Origin of the sequence: Pseudomonas fluorescens (assembly GCF_900636825.1) — a bacterium.
GTDB classification, from domain to species: Bacteria; Pseudomonadota; Gammaproteobacteria; order Pseudomonadales; family Pseudomonadaceae; genus Aquipseudomonas; species Aquipseudomonas fluorescens_BG.
Window position 1 is genome coordinate 3,041,230 of the sequence record NZ_LR134318.1, and the last position, 21,301, is coordinate 3,062,530.

A 21,301-nucleotide genomic window follows, 5' to 3' on the forward strand; every position below is an offset into this window, starting at 1 on the left:
AGAGGCTTTGTCAGATTGGCTCTACGTCAATCTCGCTCGCTTCACCAAGCGCGCGGTATTGATCGCGGAGCTTTCTCAGCTCGCGCGCTTCCATTTTCTCCAGACCCAAGCTGGCATTTTGCGCTGCATTCGTCGCTCGAATGAGTTCATCGATCTTCAGATGCAGAATGTCATTGTCTCGGTTTTGCGTATTCTGAATCAGGAAAACCATCAGGAATGTGATGATCGTCGTCGAGGCGTTGATGATGAGTTGCCAAGTGTCGTTGTAGTGGAAGTACGGCCCTGTTGCGGCCCAGGCGACGATCAAAAGGATCGCCGTCAAAAAGGTTTTTGGGCTGCCCGCCCAGTTGGACAGTGCCTGGCAAAAACGTGCGAATTTCATCTGGATACCTCTGGATAGACCCAAACATTGACCTCGTCTATCGCTGAAATACTTAGTCACATTCCAACCGCTCGTCGGTGTTAATGTGTTGAGGCAGAGATTGCGCCGGTTGAAGCGTTGCTAAACGGCCCGGTTTACCAGCCAAAAAGATCGCAGCCTGCGGCAGCTCCTACACTGGAATGCGCGATCCCCTGTAGGAGCTGGCGAAGCCTGCGATCTTTTAAGACTTGCAGTCTTGGTCCTCCGCAGCGCTGGCTCAAAAAGTGTTGCGCGCGGGTGCTAAACCCATCGAGCGCTGTTCCGCGCGCACCCGGCACGCTTCACCGAACGCCTGAAAGATCTTCAAATAATCCGCATGCGACATCACTTGCCACTCTGGATGCCATTGCACGCCCAGGGCAAATCCTTTGCTGCCAGGCACCGACAGCGCTTCGATCAAACCATCCTGCGCTATCGCTTCGATCCGCAAGTTGTCAGCCACTCGTGCGATGCCTTGCGCGTGCACCGAATTGACCTTGATCACCCCGCTCAGCCCAAGCTCCTCGAGCACGCCGCCGGGTTGCACGGTGACATCATGGGTTCGTGCGTATTGTTCTTCGATGGCTTCGTCGTCAGGCGCTTCGTGCTCCGCACCCGCTTCGTCGAGTTGCTGGTGCAGCGTCCCGCCGAAAGCCACATTGAGCTCCTGCACTCCGCGGCACAGGCCTAACACCGGCAACCCCGCCGCTATCGCCTCGCGCCAGAGTGGCAGCGTCAGTTGGTCCCGCGCCGGATCGTGCTGAGTGCCCGGCGGGCTTGGTGGGCCGCCGTAATGGCTGGGTTCGATATTTGAAGGCGCGCCTGTAAACAGCAGCCCGTCCACACTCGCGATAATCTGTGCAGGCTCGAGCAGATCCGGAAACATCGGCAAGATCAGCGGCAGGCCTTTGGCGGCACTGATCACGGCTCGGGAATTTTTGTCATCATTGATTTGCACGGCGTGCGGGCCGATTTTCCACGAACTGGCCGTGACCCCGATGATAGGCAGTGGAGACATATACTCCTCCGGCTGTGGTTGTTGATGCGATGCCTGCAGATATTGATATTCGCGAAATCCCGGCCGTTCATTTAAATCCGCAGAGCAACGCCAGGTGACCTTTCGTCCAGACGTGCGCAATACAGATGAACCTCAAACGGCGCAGTTTTTTCTATCGCTAACAATCCGATGGAGAACTGCAACATGACTGACCATCCGTTGATCGCTACGCACTCCCCCAACCATCGCGCCCAACCCGGTGCGATGACCAGCGCCGAGCGCGCATTGTCACTTTCGGCCGGAGGCGCGCTGCTGTTGCATGGCTGGCGCAAGGGCGGCCTGACCGGCGCTCTGGAAATCGTTGCCGGGGCTTATGGTATTTGGCGCGGTGCTGCCGGCCATTGTCGATTGAAACAAGCCCTCACGCCGACGCCCTTCGAACAGCAATTCAGCCGAGAGCATCACTGGCCGATCAGCGAAGCGATCACCCGCAGCGTGACGATCAACCGGCCATTGGAAGAAGTCCGCGACTTTATCGCCAGCGTCGACAATATCGGGCCGTTGCTGCGTTGGGTCGATAGCGTTGAGCAAATGACGCCCGACACCACCCGCTGGACGCTCCGCGCGCCGGCCAGTCGGCACTTGCAAACGACGCTGATTCGCCGCCCGGCCGAGGACGAAAATTCGCTGCATTGGCAGACCCCGGATCAGTCGAAGTGGCAGCACGATATTTCCGTGGCGCTGAGCCCTGCGCCTGCCGGTCGCGGTACTCAGGTCAAAGCCGTGGTCGTGTGCAAACCGGCCATGGGCAAACTCGGTTACGCGTTCGCCCGGGCGATCAGTCTGTTCAGTGACAAGGCTCTGCTCAATGGTTTGCAAGCCATCAAGCAGCAGTTGGAAACCGGCGAAGTCAGCAACAACCGCATGCGCCCCGAGGGCGACGACGATTTCTTTTACGTGCATGGCGAAACCGGGCATACCGCCGGACAAGGCGCGGTCAAGACCGGTGTGGCAATTGAAGGGGGGATTCACTGATGCGCGCACTTACCTGGCAAGCACCCAATCGTTTACAAGTGGAAAATGTCCCTGATCCGGCGATTCTCAACCCGCGCGATGCGATCATTCGCGTCACCCTCTCCTCGGTCTGTGGTTCCGATTTGCACTTGCTCGGCGGTTACGTTCCGGCGATGAAGCCGGGCGATATCATCGGCCATGAATTCATGGGCGAGATCGTCGAGGTCGGGCCCGGCGTCACGGGCCTGCGCAAGGGCGACAAGGTCATTACCATCTCGATCATCGGCTGTGGCAATTGCGAGCCCTGCCAACGCAGTGATTTTTCCTGCTGCGACAATTCCAATCCCAATCCTTCGATGACCGACCTCGCCTATGGTCAGCCGTGTTGCGGCATCATCGGCTACAGCCATGCCTTTGGCGGCTACCCCGGCAGCCACGCGACTTACGTGCGGGTGCCCTACGCTGACGTGAACCTGTTCAAAGTGCCTGACGGCGTGCGTGACGAACAAGCCGTGTTCGTTTCCGACGCGGCACCGACCGGCTACTTCGCTGCGGACAACGCCGACATTCAGCCGGGCGATACCGTCGCGGTGTGGGGTTGTGGCGGCGTCGGGCAAATGGCGATCTGCAGCGCCTACCTGCTCGGCGCCGAACGGGTGATCGCGATTGATCGTTACCCTGAGCGGCTGCGACTTGCCGAAGAGCGCAGCAAGGCGATTACGATCAATTACGAGAAGACCAATGTGCATGAGGCGCTGCTGGAATTGACCGGCGGACGCGGACCGGATCGCTGCATCGACTGCGTCGGCATGGAAGCTCACGGCACGGAAATCGATTACGCCTACGACAAGACCAAACAGATGCTGCGTTTGCACACCGAACGCGGCACGGTGCTGCGCCAGTCCATCCGTGCCTGCCGCAAGGGCGGTACGGTTTCGGTAGTGGGCGTGTACGGCGGGCTGCTCGACAAGTTTCCGATGGGCGCGATCGTCAACAAAGCGCTAACCCTAAGGTCCGGGCAACAGCCGGGGCAACGCTACGCCACGCGGCTGTTTGAACACATTCAGAACGGTGAACTCGATCCTTCCTGGATGCTGACGCACCCGATGAGTCTGGAGGATGGCGCCGAAGGCTATCGGATGTTCAAGGAAAAAACCGACCAGTGCCTGCGCGCCGTATTCAAGCCGTGACGCGCCGAGCGCTTCTGATGCGGGCATTGACGACCCGCTTCAGAAGCGCCGTTGATTCAGTCGTCCGCATGATTATGCGCGTCGGCGCACGGCAAACGGCCTGACTCGCCGCCAGCAATACGTTCGGCCTGATCGATGCCGCGCTTGAGCGCGTCATGCACCGTCCACTGGGCGCCCGGCAAGGTTTCGATTTTCTCGAACACAGCTTGTCCATTCGGGGCATAGACGCTGCGAAAGACCTCGACATCGCCGCTCTCCTGCTCCCGCGCTCTGACCTCAATGTGACAGCCGTTCTCCACCTCTTGGGTAAAGCATTCGTCGGGCCGTTCTTTTGCTGACCATTTCTTATACGTTTCGCCACGAATAAACATGATTCGCTCCGAGGGTAATACGCTCTCTCCAAAGAGTAGAGCTATTACAAAATGATTCATGTTTTATCGCGCAATGAAGCCTTTACCCCGATGAATGGCGACTGCCGTTTCGCTTGTTCAACCGTTCGTCAGGCGAAGTAACAAAATGTTAAACCAACCAGTTTTCCACGCCTTCCAAAAGTTCGTGGCCGTAGCGAAACACCTTCGCGTAATTGTCGCTAACAGCGTAGCCAACGCTATTTGTTGCGGTATCCGCGTTCGCGTGCCGACAGTAAGCGAGCCACTTCGATTCGCTGTTAAACAAGCGCAGCGGTAAAACCTTGCCAGCGTGAAAGAACAACTTGGCGCGTCGCGGTTTTGGTTATCCGGGGAGCGACGTCGACACTGGAGCCTGTCATGAAGCGAACGATCGGCTATTGCCTGATGTATATCGCCAGCAGCCTGTTATTGGCTGGATGCAATCTGGTTGTATTCAATCCCAAGGGCCAGGTGGCCAAAGATGAACGCGATCTGATCATTCTCGCAACGGGATTGATGTTGCTGGTGGTCATCCCGGTAATCGTGATGATGTTTGCCTTTGCGTACCGCTATCGCGCTACCAACAAAAAGGCCAGATATACACCGCGCTGGGCCAGTTCGCACAAGATCGAAGCCGTGGTCTGGGGCGTTCCGTTCCTGATCATTTGCGTGCTGGGCTGGGTCACCTGGGAAACCACTCATGCGCTGGATCCCTATCGACCGCTGGATTCCGACGTGCCACCGGTTAACGTGCAGGTGGTCGCAACAGACTGGAAATGGTTGTTCATTTATCCCGACCTGGGCATTGCTTCAGTGAATGAACTGGCGATCCCGGTCAACACGCCCGTCAACTTCACCATCACCTCCGACGCAGCCATGACCTCGTTTTTCATCCCGGCGCTGGGCGGGCAGATCTATGCCATGGCGGGGATGCAAACCAAGTTGCACCTGATCGCCAATGAAGTTGGCCAGTACCGCGGGATTGCCGCCAATTACAACGGTCGCGGCTTCTCTGATATGCACTTCAGCACTTTGGCTTTGAGCGGCGCCGATTACGAAGCGTGGACCGAAAAGGTCAAAAGCGCCGCGCAGCGCCTGGATCAAAACAGCTATGCCGAGTTGGCCAAGCCTTCTGTTGCCCATCGAATCACTTATTACTCGGCCGTTCAGGATCGACTGTTTCTGAACATCGTCGACAAGTATGAAGGCATGAATAAACGCCCTGGCGCCAAGCCAGCTCAAGCGCAGCGCGATAGCAATGACAAACGCGCTCAACAACAACCGAGTCTGCTGGCCGAGGAGCGCTGATCATGTTCGGGAAACTTTCGTGGGATGCAGTTCCAACTGACGAGCCGATTGTCATGTACACCCTGGTGATCGTCGGCCTGATGGGGTTCGCGCTGGTGGGCACCGTCACCTGGAAACGCAAATGGGGCTATATCTGGCGCGAGTGGTTCACCTCGGTCGACCACAAGAAAATCGGCTGCATGTACATCATCGTGGCGCTGGTCATGCTGCTGCGCGGTTTTTCCGACGCAATCATGATGCGCACCCAACAGGCCATGGCGTCGAGTGGCGGGCCGGGTTATTTGCCACCGGAGCATTACGACCAGATTTTCACCGCCCACGGCGTGATCATGATTTTCTTCATGGCCATGCCGTTCGTGGTCGGCCTGATGAACATCGTCGTGCCGTTGCAGATTGGCGCGCGCGATGTGGCGTACCCGTTCCTCAATGCGCTGAGTTTCTGGCTGTTTGTGGTCGGCGCGGCGCTGGTCAACATTTCCCTGGGAGTCGGCGAATTCGCCCGCACTGGCTGGGTCGCCTACCCGCCATTGTCTGAATTGGGTTACAGCCCCGGGGTCGGGGTCGATTACTACATATGGTCGTTACAGATATCCGGCATCGGCACGTTACTGACCGGGGTGAATTTCTTCGTAACGATTCTGAAAATGCGCACCGAAGGCATGACCCTGTTCAAAATGCCCGTGTTCACTTGGAACGCCTTGTGCACTTCTGTGCTGATCCTTGCGGCATTTCCGATCCTCACCGCCACCTTGCTGATGCTGACCCTGGATCGCTATCTGGGCATGCATTTTTTCACGAACGAGGCCGGCGGCAACCCGATGATGTACGTCAACCTCATCTGGGCCTGGGGCCATCCGGAGGTGTACATCCTGATTTTGCCGGCGTTCGGGATCTTCTCCGAAATCGCCGCGACGTTCAGCAGCAAGCGCCTGTTCGGTTACGTGTCGCTGGTGTGGGCGACGATCTCGATCACCATCCTGTCGTTCATCGTCTGGCTGCACCACTTCTTCACCATGGGCGCCGGGGCAAACGTCAATGCGTTCTTCGGCATCATGACGATGATTATTGCGGTGCCGACCGGCGTGAAGATCTTCACCTGGCTGTTCACCATGTATCGCGGGCGGGTACGTTTCGAAACGCCGATGTTGTGGACGCTGGGCTTTATCGTCACGTTCAGTATCGGCGGCATGACCGGCGTGCTGCTGGCGGTCCCCGGTGCGGACTTCCTGTTGCACAACAGCCTGTTCCTGATTGCGCATTTCCATAACGTGATCATTGGTGGCGCCGTGTTCGGCTACATGGCCGGGCTGACCTACTGGTTCCCGAAAGCTTTCGGTTTCCGCCTCAACGACCGGCTCGGGCGCATCGCATTCTGGTGCTGGCTGACCGGTTTCTACTTCGCCTTCATGCCGTCCTACGTGCTTGGGTTCATGGGCATGACGCGGCGCCTCAACCATTTCGACAATCCCGCGTGGCAGCCGTGGCTGCTGCTGGAACTGGTCGGCGTGGGCATCATTTTGTGTGGTGTGGCATGTCAGGCGTTGCAACTGTTTGTCAGCATCCGCAACCGGGCGCAGTACCGCGACCTGACCGGCGACCCGTGGGACGGTCGCACGCTGGAATGGGCCACGGCCTCGCCACCGCCCTTCTATAACTTCGCCGAACAACCGAAAGTCAGTGATCTGGATGCCTATTGGGGCATGAAGGAGCGCGGTGTCAGCACGCTCAGTCACACCGATTACCGCAGCATTCACATGCCGCGCAATACCTCGGCGGGTCTGGTGATCAGCGTGTTCGCCCTGATCTGCAGCTTCGCGCTGGTGTGGCACATCTGGTGGCTGGCGATTTTCGGGCTGGTGGCTTCGGTCATCGCCATGGTCGTGCGCAGCTACGACGAAGACATCGATTATTTCGTGCCGGCGCAGGAAGTTGCGCGGATCGAGAAAGCGCGTCTCAAAGACTTGGCGGAGGCCTGATCATGTCCAATATCGTGCTGGAAAAAGACATCGCTCACAGTCATGAGCAGGGCCACGAAGATGCCGGGTCGATGCGTGTGTTCGGCTTCTGGATCTACCTGATGACCGACTGCATCCTCTTCGCGACCCTGTTCGCGGGCTATGCGGTGCTGCGTGACAGCGTCGCGGGCGGCCCGTCTACCGTCGATATTTTCGAGTTGCCCTACGTACTCGCCGAAACCACTCTGCTGCTGCTGAGCAGCATCACCTACGGCTACGCCATGCTGGCGATGAACCGCAATCAGCCGTCCCATGTATTGCGCTGGCTGGGCGTGACGTTTGTGTTGGGGTGCGGCTTCATCGCCATGGAAATCAACGAGTTTCATCACCTCATCGAAGAAGGCTACGGGCCGGATCGCAGCGGCTTCCTCACGGCGTTTTTCACCCTCGTCGGCACCCACGGCGCGCACGTACTCAGCGGCCTGGTGTGGATGGCGGTGCTGATGGCGCAGATACGCAGCCGTGGCCTGACCAATACCAACACCACGCGCCTGAGTTGCCTGAGCCTGTTCTGGCACTTCCTCGATGTCGTGTGGATTTGCGTTTTTACCGTGGTTTATCTGCTGGGGGTGGTGTGACATGTATAACCAAAGCCAAGTACATAGCAGTGCCGGCACCAGCCATGGCACCAGTCGTTCGTACCGCATCGGCTTCATCATTTCGGTGATCCTGACGGTGATCCCTTTCGGCCTGGTGATGTTCCCGACATTGCCGCGCAGCGTCACTGCATGGGTAGTGGTCGCGCTGGGCGTGGTCCAGGTGTTCGCCCACCTCAAATACTTTCTGCATCTGGACACCGCTGCGGAACAACGCTGGAACCTGATCGCGCTGATCTTCTCTGCGGTCATCATTCTCCTGCTGGTTGGGCTCTCGCTATGGATCATGAACGGCATTCACCACAACATGCTGGCGCACTGAAGCAATGGCGGTTGCCGCTCAATCTCGGCATTGAACTGACCAAACCCGGCATCATCTTCGGCAATCTGACCTCAGTATTGGGCGGCTATCTACTCGCCAGCGCTGGCCATACGGTGTCGGTTGCACACTTGTCCGCCGCCCTGCTGGGCACAGCGCTGATCATTGCCTGCGGCTGCGTGATCAACAACTGCGTCGACCGCGACATCGACCGGCGCATGGTCCGTACCTGCCATCGGGCTTTGGCCATCCGCGCCGTGTCATTGCCGGTGGCTCTAAGCTATGCAAGCGTTCTCGGCGTGCTCGGTTTCGTGCTGCTTTGGCGCGGCACCAACCCGTTAGCCTGTGCGCTGGCCGCGTTCGGTTTGGTCGTTTACGCAGGTCTTTACACGTGCCTGATGAAACGCCGCTCCCATTGGGGCACGCTGGTCGGCAGTCTGTCCGGCGCCATGCCGCCGGTGGTGGGGTATTGCGCGGTGACCAACCGTTTCGATGCCACGGCGTTGATGCTGATCGTCGTATTTTGCTGCTGGCAAATGCCCCATTCCCACGCGATCACCGTCATGCGCCATGAAGATTTTCGTGCCGCCGGGTTGCCCACCCTGACGTTGCGCCAAGCGCGACGCGAGATCAGCGCCTACATGCTCGCCTTCCTCGCGAGCGCTGCCACATTGGCTTGGGTTGCCAACCTCAATCTGTCTTATCCGCTGGTGGTGATCGGCTTGGGGGGTTACTGGTTGTACCTGGCGTTGCAACAGGTAAACGCCAGCACCTCGAAGGCCTGGGCGCGACGCCTCTTCGTTGTGTCGATCCTGCTGATTATGGCGCTCAATGTTTCGCTGGCGCTGAATGGCGTCCTGCCGTCGCTGAGCACTTTCGCGACGAGTCGTTGACCTCGGTGACCGCTCATCGGCCACCGATAAATCCATTCAAACGCCATCGCATACACGTCATCACAATTAATGACCGCACCGACAAAATTAAACCGGAGGAAACCATGGCCAACGAAGCGTCCACATCCAAATGTGCCTGCCCGGGATGTACCTGCGAATGCAATGCTGAAGGCAGCGTCGAGCGCGACGGCAAACGCTATTGCAGCCAGGCGTGCGCAGATCTTCACCCCAACGGGCAACCCTGCCCTTCCAGCAATTGCCATTGCGAGCAAAACCTGGGGCGGGATAAGCAAAATGTCAGCGATGCGAAACTGGACGAGGCGGTTGAAGAAACCTTCCCGGCCAGCGATCCGATTTCGCCGTGAGTCGCCGACACTGTTATTCAATTGGCTGGAGATAAAGCTATGGACGAAGAAACCATCCGTAAAACCGCTTACCGCCTTTGGGAAGAACAGGGCCGACCGCACGGGCAGGATTTCGAACACTGGTCCCAGGCGCGCGCCGAACTGGATGCGTTCGATTCCGATGGCCTGCCCGGCTCGGTCGCCAGCAGCGTAGCGCCACCTGCACCGCGCAAAAAGAGCAACAGCGCTGCACCTGACGTAGCCAACAAAACCCGCAAAAAAACTTCTTCCGCGGCGAAATGATCGATTTGTCGAACCGACGGTATGCCGTCGTTAACCATGTCCGTTGCTGACAACGTGAAGCGCGGCGTCAATCTGGTTGCGGCGGCATTCGCCCTCACAGCGTTGTCGTATGGCCTGGCGCGGTTTGCCTATGGGCTGCTGCTGCCGACCATGCGCCAGGATCTTGCGCTCAGCGTCTCTGCCGCCGGAACCATCGGCGGCAGTGCCTTCGCGGCGTATTGCGTGGGCATCGTCGCGACATTCATCTGCAACGGAAAAATCAGTCCACGGGCACTGACGGTGTACGCCGGTGCGGCGGCTTCGATTGGCATGGGGTTGATTGTTTTCGCTGAATCGGCTTTGACGCTGGGGTGCGGCGTGGCCCTCGCCGGTTTAAGCACTGGCCTGACTTCGCCACCATTGGCCAGTGCCGTGGCTGCGCAATTTGATCAAGCGAACCGCGCACGCGCCAACGGTTTTATCAATGCCGGCACGGCCGCCGGCATCGTGTTTTCCGGCTTAGCGGTTATTGTCGCTGCGGGCGAATGGCGAGCACTGTACGCGCTGTTCGCGTTGATCGGCGTTGGCGTTACGGTCTGGTTGTGGTTTGCCGTACCGCGACGTTTCGAACATGCCGTCGTGCCGCAATTCTCCTCGGCCTTGCTGCATCGGCCCGGTTTGTTGCCGCTGTGCTGTAGCGCGTTTCTGATGGGGCTGGCGAGCACGGCGATCTGGACGTTCGGCGCCGACATTCTGCGCACTCAAGCCCACTATTCCGATGAATCAATCGCCTGGGCGTGGATCGTGTTGGGCGTCGCAGGTCTCAGCGGCTGTACAACCGGTGTGTTGACCGGACGATTTGGCATAGCGCGAATCCATCGATTAGCGCTGGCGGGCATCGCAGTGGGCACATTTGGGCTGACCGCCGCTTCCACTTCGGCGTTTATTGGCCTTGCGGCGATGTGCGTGTTCGGCGCCGCTTATATCGTGTCGTCCGGCGTTTATTTGCTCCAGGGCATCATTCTGTTTCCCGATCGTCCGGATCTGGGGCTGGGCATTCCATTTCTGGTCCTCGCGCTAGGGCAAACGGCTGGCACACCCCTGTTTGGCGCAGTGCTGGAACCTGCCGGGGTGACCGTTGCCCTCTGCGGTTTTGCGCTGGCGGCTTGCGTGGCGATGGCGCCTCGCTGCGTTGGCGGCAAACAGTACTGAGTCAGCTAATCATTGCCGTAGCAACGTCCCACAGTCGCCGCGCGTTATCCGGATCAACAGCGTAAGGCGCGACTCCCGTGTAGTCGGCCGGGCGCTTGTCGACGACCAACGCCTCGTTACAGTCTTCGAAATAACGACCGCCAATTCCCGCCAACAGCGGCGATGCGGCCAGTAATATCGATGTCGCGGCGCCTTGTTGCACAGTCTTCTGGCGTTCAATCGGGGTTTTGAGGCCACCGGTGTGCTTCTGCAGATTGGTGGCAATTGCGCCGGGGTTCAGTGCGTTAGCGAAAATCCCGCGTTCCGCCCAGCGCCGGGTAATTTCCACGGCGATAAGCGCGCAAGCGGACTTTGCCTGAGCATATGCAGCGAAAGCGTCGTAGGCACGGAAGTCGAAGTTGATGTCATCGAAAACCACCGGGCCTAGCAGGTTGGCATTTGAGCTGAGCGACACAATCCGCGCCCCTGCAGCGCTGCTCAAAGCGTTCTGCAATCCCAGCACCAGCGCAAAGTGACCGAGAAAGTTGCTGGCGAACTGCAGCTCCCAACCCTGCGCGGAAAGCTGTCGCTCAGGCACGGCCATGATGCCGGCGTTATTGACCAGAATATGCAGTGGCTCCGACCAGCACTCGGCGAACGATTTGACGGAAGTCAGATCAGCCAGATCGACGGTGCGGATATCAACCCGGCCCCTGCCCCCGGCGCGCAATTGAGCGGCTACCGATTCCGCCGCCTCGGGTCGCCGTACGGCGAGCGTGACGTCCGCGCCGGCATTGACCAATGCGCGCGCAGTCTCGATGCCAATGCCGGACGCCCCGCCCGTCACGATGGCCCGTTTCCCGCTAAGGTCGACGCCTTCGATGACCTCCTGTGCTGTTGAATGAAAGCCGAACGGTGTGGTGATACGCGTCATCAGTGATGCCTCGCTTGTAGAGTTGCGACTCACCATAAGCGCCAGGACTGTCGCGAACAATCAGGCTAATATCGGATGAACTCATGCAGGAATCAGCACAATGCAAAAATCCGGGCTGCTCGAACTCAACGCCGTGGTCGCGGTGGCCAGCCAGCGCAGCTTTCGCCGTGCGGCGGTGGAACTGGGTATGTCGCCTTCTGCGCTGAGTCACGCAATCGCAGCGCTGGAAAAGCGCCTGGGTGTGAGGCTGTTTCACCGGACCACGCGAAGCGTGTCGTTGTCTGAAGCCGGGGAGCAATTTCTCAATCGAGTGCAACCGGCGCTGCGCGACATATCCGCGGCCATGGAAGCGGTCAGCGAGTTCCGCGACACGCCAGCGGGAACACTGCGTCTGAACACCTCCGAAGGTGCCGCGCAAATGGTCTTGACCCCAGTGGTGCTGGAGTTTTTGCGGCGTTATCCGGACATGCGCGTCGATATCGTCACCGATCGAAGTCTGGTGGACATCGTCGCTGGAGGATTCGACGCCGGCATTCGCCTGGCGGAGAGCGTGCCGCAGGACATGATCGCCGTTGCGATCACGCCTCCGCTCAGTTTCGCCGTGGTCGGTTCCCCAGAGTATTTCGCGACATGCAAAAAGCCCAAGGCTCCGGCTGATCTGCTCGCGCATAACTGCATACGCGTACGTTTCCCCAGCGGCGCCATCTACAAGTGGGAATTCGAGAAGCGCGGCGAAGCGGTGTCAGTCGATGTACGCGGGTCGTTGACCCTTGATAGCCATTACCTGATGTTGGAGGCTGCGCTGCAAGGCGCCGGCCTCGCCTGGACCAATGACTTCGCCGCCTCTGAGCATCTTGCGTGCGGAAGGCTGGTCCGTGTGCTGGCAGACTGGACGCCTTCCTATCCGGGATTGCGCCTCTACTACCCTGCGAACCGCCACATCCCCGCCGGGCTCAGGGCCTTCGTTGCATTGGCGCGCGAGGTCGTGGCGCGCAGTTCGATCTGATCAGCATTGGGCGGGCTGAACATGGACACAGCATCACAAATCCAGAACCAGCGGCGCATCGCCCTCTTTGCCTTGCGCCGGCACTGCGCAGCAGATCAACACTTCTCCCGCTGCGGGCATCTCGGCGGGCAGGTTCAAGTAATGCACTTCGCCGCTGATCAGTTTGGTGCGACACGTTCCACATGAGCCGCCGCGGCAACTGAATTCCGGATTCAGACCACGACTTTCCGCCAGTTCCAGCAAGCTGACGTTGCCGGGCTCCCACCGCGCTTCCTTCGCCGAGGTGGCGAAAACCACTTTTACCGGGCTGCTGGCAGCAGGCGCTTGTTCTATTGCCGGGGTTAGCTGATCTCGGCGCCGAACCAGCGTCGATGGCCCGAAAGTTTCGGCGTGAATGCGATCGTCGCCAATGCGCAGTTCGCGCAGCCCGTCGTATAACGCCTGGGTGAAAGCGCCCGGACCGCACAAGTAGAAGTCGTAATCATCCAGAGGCAGTAGTCCCTTGAGCAGCGCGACGTCCACCCGCCCGGCCAACTCGAAGTCTTCGCCCTCGCGCGCGTGTTGCTCCGGCTGACTCAGCAATCGCAGGGCGCGAATGTTGTCCTTGCCCCGCGCGGCCAGTTCATACAGCTCATCACGAAACGCCAGCTCCGCCAGGCTGCGCGCACTCTGGATAAACCAGGTCGGGCGCGTACGGCGGATCCGCTCGCCTTCGTAGATGACCTCGCGCAGCATCGACAGCAGCGGCGTGACGCCCACGCCGGCGGCCAATAACACCAGCGGTCGATGCTCGTCCGCTTCCACGGTGAAGCGACCTTGCGGGGCGCGCGCTTCGATGAGATCGCCCACGCGAATCTGCTTGTGCAAGTGCGACGACACCAGCCCTTCCCGCTTGACGCTGATGCGCAGGAAATCATCAGACGGCGCGCTCGACACGCTGTAGGTTCTGACCACCGGTGGCTGCCCTTCAACCAGTTGAAAGCGCACGGGCAAATGTTGCCCGGCCTCGAAGCGCGGCAAGCCGGCACCGTCGTCAGGTTCCAGGTAAAACGAGCTGATGGTGCTGCTCTCGGCAACGATGCGGGTCACGCGCAGTTGTCGCCATTGGTCGCGCAAAGCATCGGCCTGCAAGCGGCCCTCGGCTTTCTCCCAACTGCCGGTCAGCAGACTGTTCGGCGAGAAACCTTCGAAGGCCCAGCGCAGCGCCAACGCTGCTCGGCGCAAGACGACATGCTCCACGGTCAACGTCCAGAGTCTTTCCGCACCTTGAAACGCCGCAATCTCCGGGCCGTCGAGAATGACCTCGGTGCGGCCTGCAACCTGAAGTACATCGCCTGTGGCGAAGTCGACGAAGGCCAAACCGGCTCGGGGGTTGAGCAACAGGTTGCCCAATGTATTGAAATGCAGATTGCCGGCAAAGTCGGGGATCGTCAGCACATTGCCTTCGACCCGGACAAAGCCAGCGTTGCCACCGCGATGCGAGACGTCCACCGAACGTTTCGATGAATCCCCTTCAAGATCGACATAGCTGGCGAGGAAAAAGGTATCGGCCTGGCGAATCATCGCTCTCGCCGCGTCGTCGAGTTCGCTGGCAGTTTGCGCCACCACTGCGGATGAGGATCCGCCAACGCTGACCGGTTCTACGCTGCGCAACTGAATGTATTGCGGGCAATTGCCGAAAGCGTGAACGACAGAAACGGCAACACCGTCGGATACGTCGCTGCTGATGTTGCCGTTCATGCGATTGCGCCGGCGGGTTTTCAGATCGATGCCGAGCAGACCGACAGCGGCACCCTTCTGCAGCGCCGCCCTCACCGGGTCGCCTGCCGCAGGCAAGCGGTCGAGTCGCAAAACACGTGGATCAGGTGAATGAACAAATCCTGGTGGCCCATCGATCAAAGTCGCCCACGGGATGCCTTCAGCGTCGACCGCACCGACCACCAGATAGGGCAGTTGGCTGTAGAACGAACGGTGCTGGTCCGGCATATAGTCGCGCACAACCTTGCGTCCGAACTGCTCCATCTGCTGTGCCACGCCGGCATGTTCCTGCAACTGCCGCTCGCCCGCATGCCAGGGCGAAGCCCCCGGCGCTTCCATCTGATTCATGATCACCTCGAAGTAGTGGTTAACGGGTGCATTTCAGTGACTGCAAAAACGATATCAAGCACGGATTAGGCAACTTGTGGCGTGTCATACCAACCTTGATCTGGAGTGGCGAAGCGCATCTTTTGCCGCACATACGTCGCGTTTTTCGCACTCGTCAGTTTTTCCAGAAGCAGGAACGCGACTTCGGCGGCCGTGCCTGGGCCGCTGGAGGTAATGATGTTGTCGTCAACGACAACAGGTCGATCGACGAAGACAGCGCCACTTTCCACTAATTGGTCTTTGCGTTTTCCACCTTCCTGATGATAGGTCGTCGCGTTCTTGCCGCGTAACACACCAGCCACGCCCAGGCAGATCGACGATACGCAAACGCTGGCGAGCGGTTTGCCGGTATCGGCAAAGTGGCGAATGGTTTCAAGAAACGCCTCGCTGAGCGCTTCCTCGTAAAAGCCTGACGGTTCGAATCCGCCCGGTAATGCCAGCGCGTCGAAGCCGTTCAGGTCCAACTCGCCCAGCAGACAACCGGGAATCAGCGTAAGGCCAAATGTGGTGGTGATTTTTCCGCGCAAGCCGGCGTTCACCAGCTCGACAGGACAATCCCCGAGCAAATCGGCCCAGCCGAGCACATCGGTGAAAGCGGCCATTTCCATTGGCTCGACGCCGTTGGCCAACAGCATGAGGACTCGTTTCATCGGGCGTCTCCGCGTTTGCAGCTGATAAATGCGTGAGGCGCATGCTCCGCTTTTATCGCTTTGGTGAGAACGAGCACAAATCACAATCCACTGTTTCATCTGCTGAAATGCTGGCCGGTTGTGTATCCCTGTGTAGCAAAGCCGTCTGCAGACACGTTCGCATGCACAGCGCGGGATATCTCGACACATGCGGTACACAGCCAGCGGTTCAACTGTTCCTGTCGCTTCACAACTCATTTTCTCCATGTACAGGAACATCAAATGAACAAGATTTTTGCAGGTCTGGCCTTAGCGGCCGCCATGGTCAGTGCCACCGCCGCGTTCGCTGCGCCGGTCAAACCGACTGTCGTCCTCGTCCACGGCGCGTTCGCCGATTCCAGCAGCTGGAATGGCGTGGTGAAAATTCTGGAAAAAGATGGCTACCCGGTGATCGCGGCTTCGAACCCGCTGCGCTCGCTCAAGGGCGACGCGCAGTCAGTAGCGGACGTACTCGCCAGCGTGAAAACGCCGGTTGTGCTGGTAGGCCACTCCTACGGCGGTCCGGTCATCAGCGAAGCGGCTTACGGCAATCCGAACGTCAAAGCGCTGGTGTATGTCGCGGCCATTGCCCCTGAGGCCGGTGAATCCACTGCCGAGTTGTCCGGACGTTTCCCCGGCGGCACGCTGGGCCCTACCCTTGCGCCACCGGTCGCTCTGGCTGACGACGGTAAGGATCTGTACATCCAGCAGGACAAATTCCATGAGCAATTCGCCGCTGATGTCTCGATGGTCGACGCTAAAGTAATGGCCGCGACGCAGCGCCCGGTCACGGTCGCGGCACTCAACGAAGCATCTACCGAGCCGGCCTGGAAAACCATTCCTTCCTGGTTCGTCTACGGCGACGCCGACAAGAACATCCCGGCCCAAGCGCAAGCCTTTATGGCTGAGCGGGCCCACTCCAAACAGACCGTTGTGGTCAAAGGTGCGTCCCACGTGGTGATGGTGTCGAACCCGAAAGTCGTCGCCAGCCTGATCGAGAAGGCAGCGAGCGCCAACTGAGTCAGTCGGCGGAAGGAGGCGCCAGCGCCTGAAGAGCATCCGGCATCATCGCCGGATGTTCGCGCAGGCCCTCGACGATATGATCGACAAAGCTTCGCACCCGCATCGCGGCTTTGCGCCCTTCCCGGTAGACGACATGCACAGGCAGCGCTGGCAGTTCGAATGGCTCAAGCACCCGAATCAAGCGCCCGCCATGCAGATAATCGTAGGCCGGATAACTCAGGCAGCGCGTCAGGCCCGCGCCGTAGGCCGCCGCATCCAGCGCCGCTTGCACGGTGGTGCAGCTGACTCGAGGCCGAGCCTTGATCGTGGTTTGAATACCTTGTGTGGAGAAATCCCAATTGATTTTCTCCCGGTACGCCTGAATGCCGATCAGCCGATGATGCTTCAGGTCCTCCGGCGCGGCGGGCGCCCCGTGCGCTTCGAGATAGGCAGGGCTGCCACAGACAATCATACGCACGTAGCCCACCGGCCTCGCGATCAACGATGAACTCGGCAGATTCCCCACCAGCACAGCCACGTCGAGGCCCTCTTCATTCATGTTCGGGTAGCGATCATGGTAATGCGCGAATACTTTGACCTCGGGATACGCCTCCAGGTAAGTGGTGAGCAGCGGCGTCATCACGTAGCGGCTGAAAAGATGTGGCAGCAACACGGTCAGATTGCCCTGCGCCTGAACGTGCAGGCCTTTGGCGGACGCTTCAGCTTCTTCGATGCCTTTGAGGATGCGCGAACAATCGGCCATGAATGCCGCTCCCGACTCGGTCAATGAAACCCCTCGGGTACTGCGTTGCAACAGCGCCACACCGAGGCGGGCTTCCAGCCTGGCGATTGCGCGAACGACCGTCGCGCCGGATACATCCAAACGCCGCGCGGCCGCCGCCAGGCTCGGGCGCTCCGAGAGCGCTTCGAACATGAGCATTTCATGGTAGCGGTCCATCAAGAGGTGCTTTTCACAAGCGGTTGGAGTGCGGTGTCGGAGGCCAAGCGTTCGCTGAGGAAATCCACGAACGTACGGACCTTCGCCGGTACTCGATTGTTTTTCAGATAAACCACCTGGATCGGCAACGCCGGCGGTTCGAAATCCTGGAGTACCACTTCAAGTTGCCCCGCAGCGACCTGACTGGCCACCTGATAAGACAAGACCCGCGTCACGCCCCAACCGAGGCAGGCAATGTTGATGGCGGCTTGATTGGCGGTGACGACCAACCTTGGATTGAAACGCAAACTCAGGGCATTGCCTTCATGCTCAAATTGCCAGTCGCTAAGCAAATGGCTCGCTGACGACATCACTATTTTGGCAGCGCTTAATTCGCCGGGATGGCGAGGCCTGCCATGGCGCTCGAAGTACGCGGGAGCGCCGCAAATCACCTGGCGAACTTCGCCGACCTTAATGCCTTGCTGACTGTTTTCGTACAGATGACCAATGCGAATCGCTACATCGATGCCTTCATCAACCATGCTCGTCACGCGGTCGACCAACAAGGCGTTGAGATGAACGGAGGGAAATTGATCGAGGTATTCGGCCAGCAACGGTGCGATGAACAACTCGCCGAAAAGCACGGAGGCGGTCACCGTCAAGTGCCCGCAGGGGATTGAATAACTGCCCGCCGCTGCTTCTTCCGCTTCGTTAACTTCACCGAGTATGCGTCGACAATCGTCGAGGTAACGTTGCCCGGCCTCGGTCAAATGCAGGCTGCGAGTCGTGCGTGAGAGCAACTGCGTGCCGATGCGTTCTTCCATCGCGGCAATGGCCCGGGTGACGCTGGGAGGGGATATGTTCAAACGGCGGGCGGCGGCGGCAAATCCTTCTTCTTCGGCCACCGTCATGAATATCTGCATTTCCTGAAAGCGATCCATAGGCGACTCTGCAGTGATAAAGGGATAGCGACTGGCAAATACGGCGGGCAGATTTCAAGGAAATCATAGATGATCGGCGGAGCGACCCCGAGTTGATTCCGGCGTCGCTCGCACCGTTTGGTCAAGCTTGTTGCAAGCCTTTGGCTGTGCGCTGCATGCCGACAAAATTCGGCAAGGCCTCGATGCTGCTCAGCCAGGCGCGGACGTTAGGGTAGTCGGTCAGCGCGACATTGCCTTCGGGGGCATGGGACACGTAGGTGTAGGCCGCCACGTCGGCAACGGTTGGATGTTCGCCGGCGAGGAATTTGCTATTGCCCAGCTCTCGCTCCATCACTTTCAGCAGCGCGTGGGATTTGCTGATCGCCTCTTCGGCGTCATATCCAGCGCCGAACACGGTGATCAGGCGAGCGGTGGCCGGGCCCGAGTTGATCTGGCCCGCTGCGACAGACAACCAGCGTTGCACTTTTGCCAGCGCTACAGGGTCAGACGGCAGCCACTGACCGTTGCCGTATTTGGCGGCGAGGTACACCAGAATCGCGTTGGAGTCCGCCAGAATCGTGCCGTGGTCATCGATCACCGGCACTTGACCAAAACTGTTGATCGCCAGAAATTCCGGCGTCTTGTGCGCGCCTTTCATCAGATCGACAAAGACGAGCTCGGTCGGCTGCCCGAGCAATGACAGCATCAATTCAACGCGATGTGCGTGGCCGGACAGCGGATGGCGATAAAGCTTGATCGGTTGCTGAGACATGACGTACTCCGGTTTGTTATGGGGGTTCGACCCGGTCATCGCGTCGATGGGATGCATCTTGCTCCCCAGTCCCAAACAGCGGAATGACCATTAAATACAATCCAGCATTTCACCCGGTGGAATGATCCACCGTTCTGTCTCATAGAAACCCGAAAGACCTCCCTACGCACCAAAGCCCATCGCCAGCTGGGCTGGCTCCCACATTTTCCGCGAGAAGCTGGACACCCGACTGGAAGAGGTCGCTGATCTCACTCGCTCATTCCTGAGCAAGCAACAATGAAAAAAGCGCACCCCGAGGCAATCAGGGTGCGCTTTGTCTTGATGCTCGAACCGCCCTGCTTCACCGGCCGCTCACCGGTGTGCGCAGGGTTACGAATTCTTCTGCGGAGGTCGGATGCACGCCAATGGTGTCATCGAACAGCCGCTTGGTCGCGCCAGCTTTCAACGCGATCGCTAAACCCTGAATGATGTCCCCCGCGTCCGGCCCGACCATGTGACAGCCCAGCACCCGATCAGATTCTGCGTCTACCACCAGCTTCATCAATGTGTGTTCCGGCGACTCGGTGAGCGTCAGTTTCATCGGGCGGAACCGGCTCTCGAACACCACCACGTCATGCCCCTGCTCAAGCGCTTGCTGCTCGGTAAGCCCCACCGTACCGATGCTCGGTTGGCTGAATACTGCCGTCGGGATGTGCCGATAATCCACCGGCCGATACTCTTCGGGTCTGAACAACCGACGCGCAACAGCCATGCCTTCCGCGGTCGCAACAGGCGTCAACTGGATGCCACCGATCACATCGCCCAGCGCCAGAATGGACGGCTCGCGGGTTTCGAAGTGCTCGTTCACATCGATGTAACCGGCGTCGTTGAGTTCGACGCGAGTGTTTTCCAGGCCGAGATTATCGAGCATTGGCCGGCGCCCCGTGGCGTAGAAAACGCAGTCGGTTTCCAGCCGCGTTCCGTCGTTGAGCGTCGCCAGCAAACTTCCATCAGCCTGCTTGTCGATGCGCACAATGTCGCTGTCGAAATCCAGGCGCAGTCCGCGCTTGGTCAGCTCCTCGGCCAAATGCGTACGAACCGATTGATCGAATCCGCGCAGGATCAGATCGCCCCGATACACAAGCCTGGTGTCTGCGCCGAGGCCATTGAAAATGCCGGCGAATTCCACCGCTATGTAACCGCCGCCGACCACCAGAACGCGCTTGGGCAGGTCTTTCAGGAAGAACGCTTCGTTGGAGGTGATCGCATGCTCGCGTCCCGGAATGTCTGGGATCTGCGGCCATCCGCCGGTTGCAATCAAAATCCGTTCGGCGCTGACGTGCTGGCCGTTTATCTCAACATGGTTGGCATCAACCAATCGTGCATGCCCTTCGAGCAATGTCACGCCGCTGCTGAGCAATAGCTGGCGATAGATGCCGTTGAGACGATCGATCTCACGGTTTTTGTTGGCAATCAGCGCAGACCAATCGAAATCAGCCTTGCCCGCTGTCCAGCCGAAGCTTTCTGCCTGTTCGAAGTCGTCAGCAAAATGGGCACCGTAGACCAACAGTTTTTTCGGTATGCAGCCGACATTGACGCAGGTGCCACCCAGATAGCGACTTTCGGCCACTGCGACTTTTGCGCCGAAACCCGCAGCAAACCGTGCAGCACGTACGCCGCCAGAGCCCGCACCAATGACAAATAGATCGAAGTCGTAGCTCATTTCAGTTCTCGATAAGGAATGCACAGCATGCGGCAGAGGCATCAAAACCTGAGCTGCCGAAGCTGCATGAATAAGCCGCGAACGCTTGAGAACAGGCTGTCGCCTGATGGCGAATGACACCGGTCAGGCAGGCCCGATCCGCTGATTTCACTGGCCAGGGCTCCCATGAATTGCGGAAGCAAAAAGCCCACTTCGTGCTCACGATGCAGAACAATTTCACGTTCTGAACGGTGTTCGTCAGGGCAGAGATGAGGAGTGCCGAACATGGGAATCTCCC

23 protein-coding genes are annotated in these 21,301 nt (G+C 59.1%); 12 read left to right on the plus strand and 11 right to left on the minus strand.

Annotation, left to right across the window (positions count from 1 at the left end):
- Window positions 1-10 precede the first annotated feature (10 nt).
- Entirely contained in the window at window positions 11-382 is a 372-nt protein-coding gene (locus EL257_RS13685) for a low affinity iron permease family protein (RefSeq protein WP_126363330.1), read from the minus strand.
- A gap of 256 nt (window positions 383-638) precedes the next feature.
- Complete coding sequence (locus EL257_RS13690) at window positions 639-1,418, minus strand: gamma-glutamyl-gamma-aminobutyrate hydrolase family protein (protein ID WP_126368114.1); 780 nt, start codon at window positions 1,416-1,418, stop codon at window positions 639-641.
- A 183-nt stretch (window positions 1,419-1,601) separates the two neighbouring features.
- Between EL257_RS13690 and EL257_RS13695 the strand changes: the two genes are divergently transcribed.
- A complete protein-coding gene (locus EL257_RS13695) occupies window positions 1,602-2,432 on the plus strand; it encodes an SRPBCC family protein (RefSeq protein ID WP_126363332.1) in 831 nt (276 codons plus the stop codon).
- Window positions 2,432-3,601 (plus strand): zinc-dependent alcohol dehydrogenase, encoded by a 1,170-nt coding sequence (locus tag EL257_RS13700; RefSeq protein ID WP_126363334.1) that lies wholly within the window; start codon window positions 2,432-2,434, stop codon window positions 3,599-3,601. Before EL257_RS13695 ends, EL257_RS13700 begins: the two co-directional genes overlap by 1 nt.
- Window positions 3,602-3,657: 56 nt before the next feature.
- On the opposite strand, the gene EL257_RS13705 is transcribed toward EL257_RS13700, so the two are convergent.
- Window positions 3,658-3,972, minus strand: a complete 315-nt coding sequence (locus EL257_RS13705) for a hypothetical protein (RefSeq protein ID WP_126363336.1) — start codon at window positions 3,970-3,972, stop codon at window positions 3,658-3,660.
- Between the two features lie 396 nt (window positions 3,973-4,368).
- Between EL257_RS13705 and cyoA the strand changes: the two genes are divergently transcribed.
- From cyoA to EL257_RS13745, 8 genes are all read left to right on the plus strand, one after another.
- Window positions 4,369-5,298 (plus strand): ubiquinol oxidase subunit II, encoded by a 930-nt coding sequence (gene cyoA / locus EL257_RS13710; RefSeq protein ID WP_126363338.1) that lies wholly within the window; start codon window positions 4,369-4,371, stop codon window positions 5,296-5,298.
- Between the two features lie 2 nt (window positions 5,299-5,300).
- Window positions 5,301-7,274, plus strand: coding sequence for a cytochrome o ubiquinol oxidase subunit I (cyoB, locus tag EL257_RS13715; protein ID WP_126363340.1), 1,974 nt, complete (start codon window positions 5,301-5,303; stop codon window positions 7,272-7,274).
- A 2-nt stretch (window positions 7,275-7,276) separates the two neighbouring features.
- Window positions 7,277-7,891, plus strand: a complete 615-nt coding sequence (locus tag EL257_RS13720) for a cytochrome o ubiquinol oxidase subunit III (RefSeq protein ID WP_126363342.1) — start codon at window positions 7,277-7,279, stop codon at window positions 7,889-7,891.
- Between the two features lies 1 nt (window position 7,892).
- Complete coding sequence (gene cyoD / locus EL257_RS13725; RefSeq protein ID WP_126363344.1) at window positions 7,893-8,231, plus strand: cytochrome o ubiquinol oxidase subunit IV; 339 nt, start codon at window positions 7,893-7,895, stop codon at window positions 8,229-8,231.
- The gene (gene cyoE / locus EL257_RS13730) at window positions 8,189-9,121 is read left to right on the plus strand and encodes a heme o synthase (protein ID WP_126363346.1); all 933 of its coding nucleotides are present in this window, start codon (window positions 8,189-8,191) and stop codon (window positions 9,119-9,121) included. The genes cyoD and cyoE overlap by 43 nt, the downstream gene beginning before the upstream one ends.
- Before the next feature lie 104 nt (window positions 9,122-9,225).
- Entirely contained in the window at window positions 9,226-9,486 is a 261-nt protein-coding gene (locus tag EL257_RS13735; protein WP_126363348.1) for a metallothionein, read from the plus strand.
- A 39-nt stretch (window positions 9,487-9,525) separates the two neighbouring features.
- Entirely contained in the window at window positions 9,526-9,768 is a 243-nt protein-coding gene (locus EL257_RS13740; RefSeq protein WP_126363350.1) for a DUF2934 domain-containing protein, read from the plus strand.
- A 21-nt stretch (window positions 9,769-9,789) separates the two neighbouring features.
- Window positions 9,790-10,959: an MFS transporter gene (locus EL257_RS13745; RefSeq protein WP_126363352.1), complete on the plus strand. Its 1,170-nt coding sequence runs from the start codon at window positions 9,790-9,792 to the stop codon at window positions 10,957-10,959.
- A gap of 1 nt (window position 10,960) precedes the next feature.
- Here EL257_RS13745 and EL257_RS13750 read toward each other — a convergent pair whose 3' ends face one another.
- On the minus strand, window positions 10,961-11,872 hold the full coding sequence (locus EL257_RS13750) for an SDR family NAD(P)-dependent oxidoreductase (protein WP_126363354.1): 912 nt from the start codon (window positions 11,870-11,872) through the stop codon (window positions 10,961-10,963).
- Window positions 11,873-11,972: 100 nt separating this feature from the next.
- Here EL257_RS13750 and EL257_RS13755 point away from each other — a divergent pair, with 100 nt between their 5' ends.
- Window positions 11,973-12,878, plus strand: coding sequence for a LysR family transcriptional regulator (locus EL257_RS13755; protein ID WP_126363356.1), 906 nt, complete (start codon window positions 11,973-11,975; stop codon window positions 12,876-12,878).
- 33 nt (window positions 12,879-12,911) lie between these two features.
- Here EL257_RS13755 and EL257_RS13760 read toward each other — a convergent pair whose 3' ends face one another.
- Window positions 12,912-14,984, minus strand: coding sequence for a pyridoxamine 5'-phosphate oxidase family protein (locus tag EL257_RS13760; RefSeq protein WP_419866581.1), 2,073 nt, complete (start codon window positions 14,982-14,984; stop codon window positions 12,912-12,914).
- A gap of 65 nt (window positions 14,985-15,049) precedes the next feature.
- Window positions 15,050-15,673 carry a DJ-1/PfpI family protein gene (locus EL257_RS13765; RefSeq protein ID WP_126363358.1) on the minus strand — a complete coding sequence of 208 codons (624 nt, stop codon included), beginning with the start codon at window positions 15,671-15,673 and terminating at the stop codon, window positions 15,050-15,052.
- A 261-nt stretch (window positions 15,674-15,934) separates the two neighbouring features.
- On the opposite strand from EL257_RS13765, the gene EL257_RS13770 reads away from it, so the two are divergent.
- Window positions 15,935-16,711, plus strand: coding sequence for an alpha/beta fold hydrolase (locus EL257_RS13770; RefSeq protein WP_126363360.1), 777 nt, complete (start codon window positions 15,935-15,937; stop codon window positions 16,709-16,711).
- A 1-nt stretch (window position 16,712) separates the two neighbouring features.
- Here the strand turns inward: EL257_RS13770 and EL257_RS13775 are convergent, their stop codons facing one another.
- The 5 genes from EL257_RS13775 to EL257_RS13795 all read right to left on the minus strand — a co-directional run bounded on the left by EL257_RS13775 (window position 16,713) and on the right by EL257_RS13795 (window position 21,290).
- Window positions 16,713-17,651 carry a LysR family transcriptional regulator gene (locus EL257_RS13775; RefSeq protein ID WP_126363362.1) on the minus strand — a complete coding sequence of 313 codons (939 nt, stop codon included), beginning with the start codon at window positions 17,649-17,651 and terminating at the stop codon, window positions 16,713-16,715.
- Window positions 17,651-18,571, minus strand: a complete 921-nt coding sequence (locus tag EL257_RS13780) for a LysR family transcriptional regulator (protein ID WP_126363364.1) — start codon at window positions 18,569-18,571, stop codon at window positions 17,651-17,653. The genes EL257_RS13775 and EL257_RS13780 overlap by 1 nt, the downstream gene beginning before the upstream one ends.
- A 121-nt stretch (window positions 18,572-18,692) precedes the next feature.
- Window positions 18,693-19,322 carry a glutathione S-transferase family protein gene (locus tag EL257_RS13785; RefSeq protein ID WP_126363366.1) on the minus strand — a complete coding sequence of 210 codons (630 nt, stop codon included), beginning with the start codon at window positions 19,320-19,322 and terminating at the stop codon, window positions 18,693-18,695.
- Window positions 19,323-19,662: 340 nt separating this feature from the next.
- A complete protein-coding gene (gene gorA, locus EL257_RS13790) occupies window positions 19,663-21,024 on the minus strand; it encodes a glutathione-disulfide reductase (RefSeq protein WP_126363368.1) in 1,362 nt (453 codons plus the stop codon).
- A gap of 41 nt (window positions 21,025-21,065) precedes the next feature.
- On the minus strand, window positions 21,066-21,290 hold the full coding sequence (locus tag EL257_RS13795) for a hypothetical protein (protein WP_126363370.1): 225 nt from the start codon (window positions 21,288-21,290) through the stop codon (window positions 21,066-21,068).
- Window positions 21,291-21,301: the final 11 nt, after the last annotated feature.

What these genes read in the sequence shown, in the direction of transcription:
- EL257_RS13685 (WP_126363330.1), bottom strand. Translation starts at nt 382, where the DNA reads ATGAAATTCGCACGTTTTTGCCAGGCACTGTCCAACTGGGCGGGCAGC.
- EL257_RS13690 (WP_126368114.1), bottom strand. Translation starts at nt 1,418, where the DNA reads ATGTCTCCACTGCCTATCATCGGGGTCACGGCCAGTTCGTGGAAAATC.
- EL257_RS13695 (WP_126363332.1), top strand. Translation starts at nt 1,602, where the DNA reads ATGACTGACCATCCGTTGATCGCTACGCACTCCCCCAACCATCGCGCC.
- EL257_RS13700 (WP_126363334.1), top strand. Translation starts at nt 2,432, where the DNA reads ATGCGCGCACTTACCTGGCAAGCACCCAATCGTTTACAAGTGGAAAAT.
- EL257_RS13705 (WP_126363336.1), bottom strand. Translation starts at nt 3,972, where the DNA reads ATGTTTATTCGTGGCGAAACGTATAAGAAATGGTCAGCAAAAGAACGG.
- cyoA (WP_126363338.1), top strand. Translation starts at nt 4,369, where the DNA reads ATGAAGCGAACGATCGGCTATTGCCTGATGTATATCGCCAGCAGCCTG.
- cyoB (WP_126363340.1), top strand. Translation starts at nt 5,301, where the DNA reads ATGTTCGGGAAACTTTCGTGGGATGCAGTTCCAACTGACGAGCCGATT.
- EL257_RS13720 (WP_126363342.1), top strand. Translation starts at nt 7,277, where the DNA reads ATGTCCAATATCGTGCTGGAAAAAGACATCGCTCACAGTCATGAGCAG.
- cyoD (WP_126363344.1), top strand. Translation starts at nt 7,893, where the DNA reads ATGTATAACCAAAGCCAAGTACATAGCAGTGCCGGCACCAGCCATGGC.
- cyoE (WP_126363346.1), top strand. Translation starts at nt 8,189, where the DNA reads ATGGATCATGAACGGCATTCACCACAACATGCTGGCGCACTGAAGCAA.
- EL257_RS13735 (WP_126363348.1), top strand. Translation starts at nt 9,226, where the DNA reads ATGGCCAACGAAGCGTCCACATCCAAATGTGCCTGCCCGGGATGTACC.
- EL257_RS13740 (WP_126363350.1), top strand. Translation starts at nt 9,526, where the DNA reads ATGGACGAAGAAACCATCCGTAAAACCGCTTACCGCCTTTGGGAAGAA.
- EL257_RS13745 (WP_126363352.1), top strand. Translation starts at nt 9,790, where the DNA reads ATGCCGTCGTTAACCATGTCCGTTGCTGACAACGTGAAGCGCGGCGTC.
- EL257_RS13750 (WP_126363354.1), bottom strand. Translation starts at nt 11,872, where the DNA reads ATGACGCGTATCACCACACCGTTCGGCTTTCATTCAACAGCACAGGAG.
- EL257_RS13755 (WP_126363356.1), top strand. Translation starts at nt 11,973, where the DNA reads ATGCAAAAATCCGGGCTGCTCGAACTCAACGCCGTGGTCGCGGTGGCC.
- EL257_RS13760 (WP_419866581.1), bottom strand. Translation starts at nt 14,984, where the DNA reads ATGAATCAGATGGAAGCGCCGGGGGCTTCGCCCTGGCATGCGGGCGAG.
- EL257_RS13765 (WP_126363358.1), bottom strand. Translation starts at nt 15,673, where the DNA reads ATGAAACGAGTCCTCATGCTGTTGGCCAACGGCGTCGAGCCAATGGAA.
- EL257_RS13770 (WP_126363360.1), top strand. Translation starts at nt 15,935, where the DNA reads ATGAACAAGATTTTTGCAGGTCTGGCCTTAGCGGCCGCCATGGTCAGT.
- EL257_RS13775 (WP_126363362.1), bottom strand. Translation starts at nt 17,651, where the DNA reads ATGGACCGCTACCATGAAATGCTCATGTTCGAAGCGCTCTCGGAGCGC.
- EL257_RS13780 (WP_126363364.1), bottom strand. Translation starts at nt 18,571, where the DNA reads ATGGATCGCTTTCAGGAAATGCAGATATTCATGACGGTGGCCGAAGAA.
- EL257_RS13785 (WP_126363366.1), bottom strand. Translation starts at nt 19,322, where the DNA reads ATGTCTCAGCAACCGATCAAGCTTTATCGCCATCCGCTGTCCGGCCAC.
- gorA (WP_126363368.1), bottom strand. Translation starts at nt 21,024, where the DNA reads ATGAGCTACGACTTCGATCTATTTGTCATTGGTGCGGGCTCTGGCGGC.
- EL257_RS13795 (WP_126363370.1), bottom strand. Translation starts at nt 21,290, where the DNA reads ATGTTCGGCACTCCTCATCTCTGCCCTGACGAACACCGTTCAGAACGT.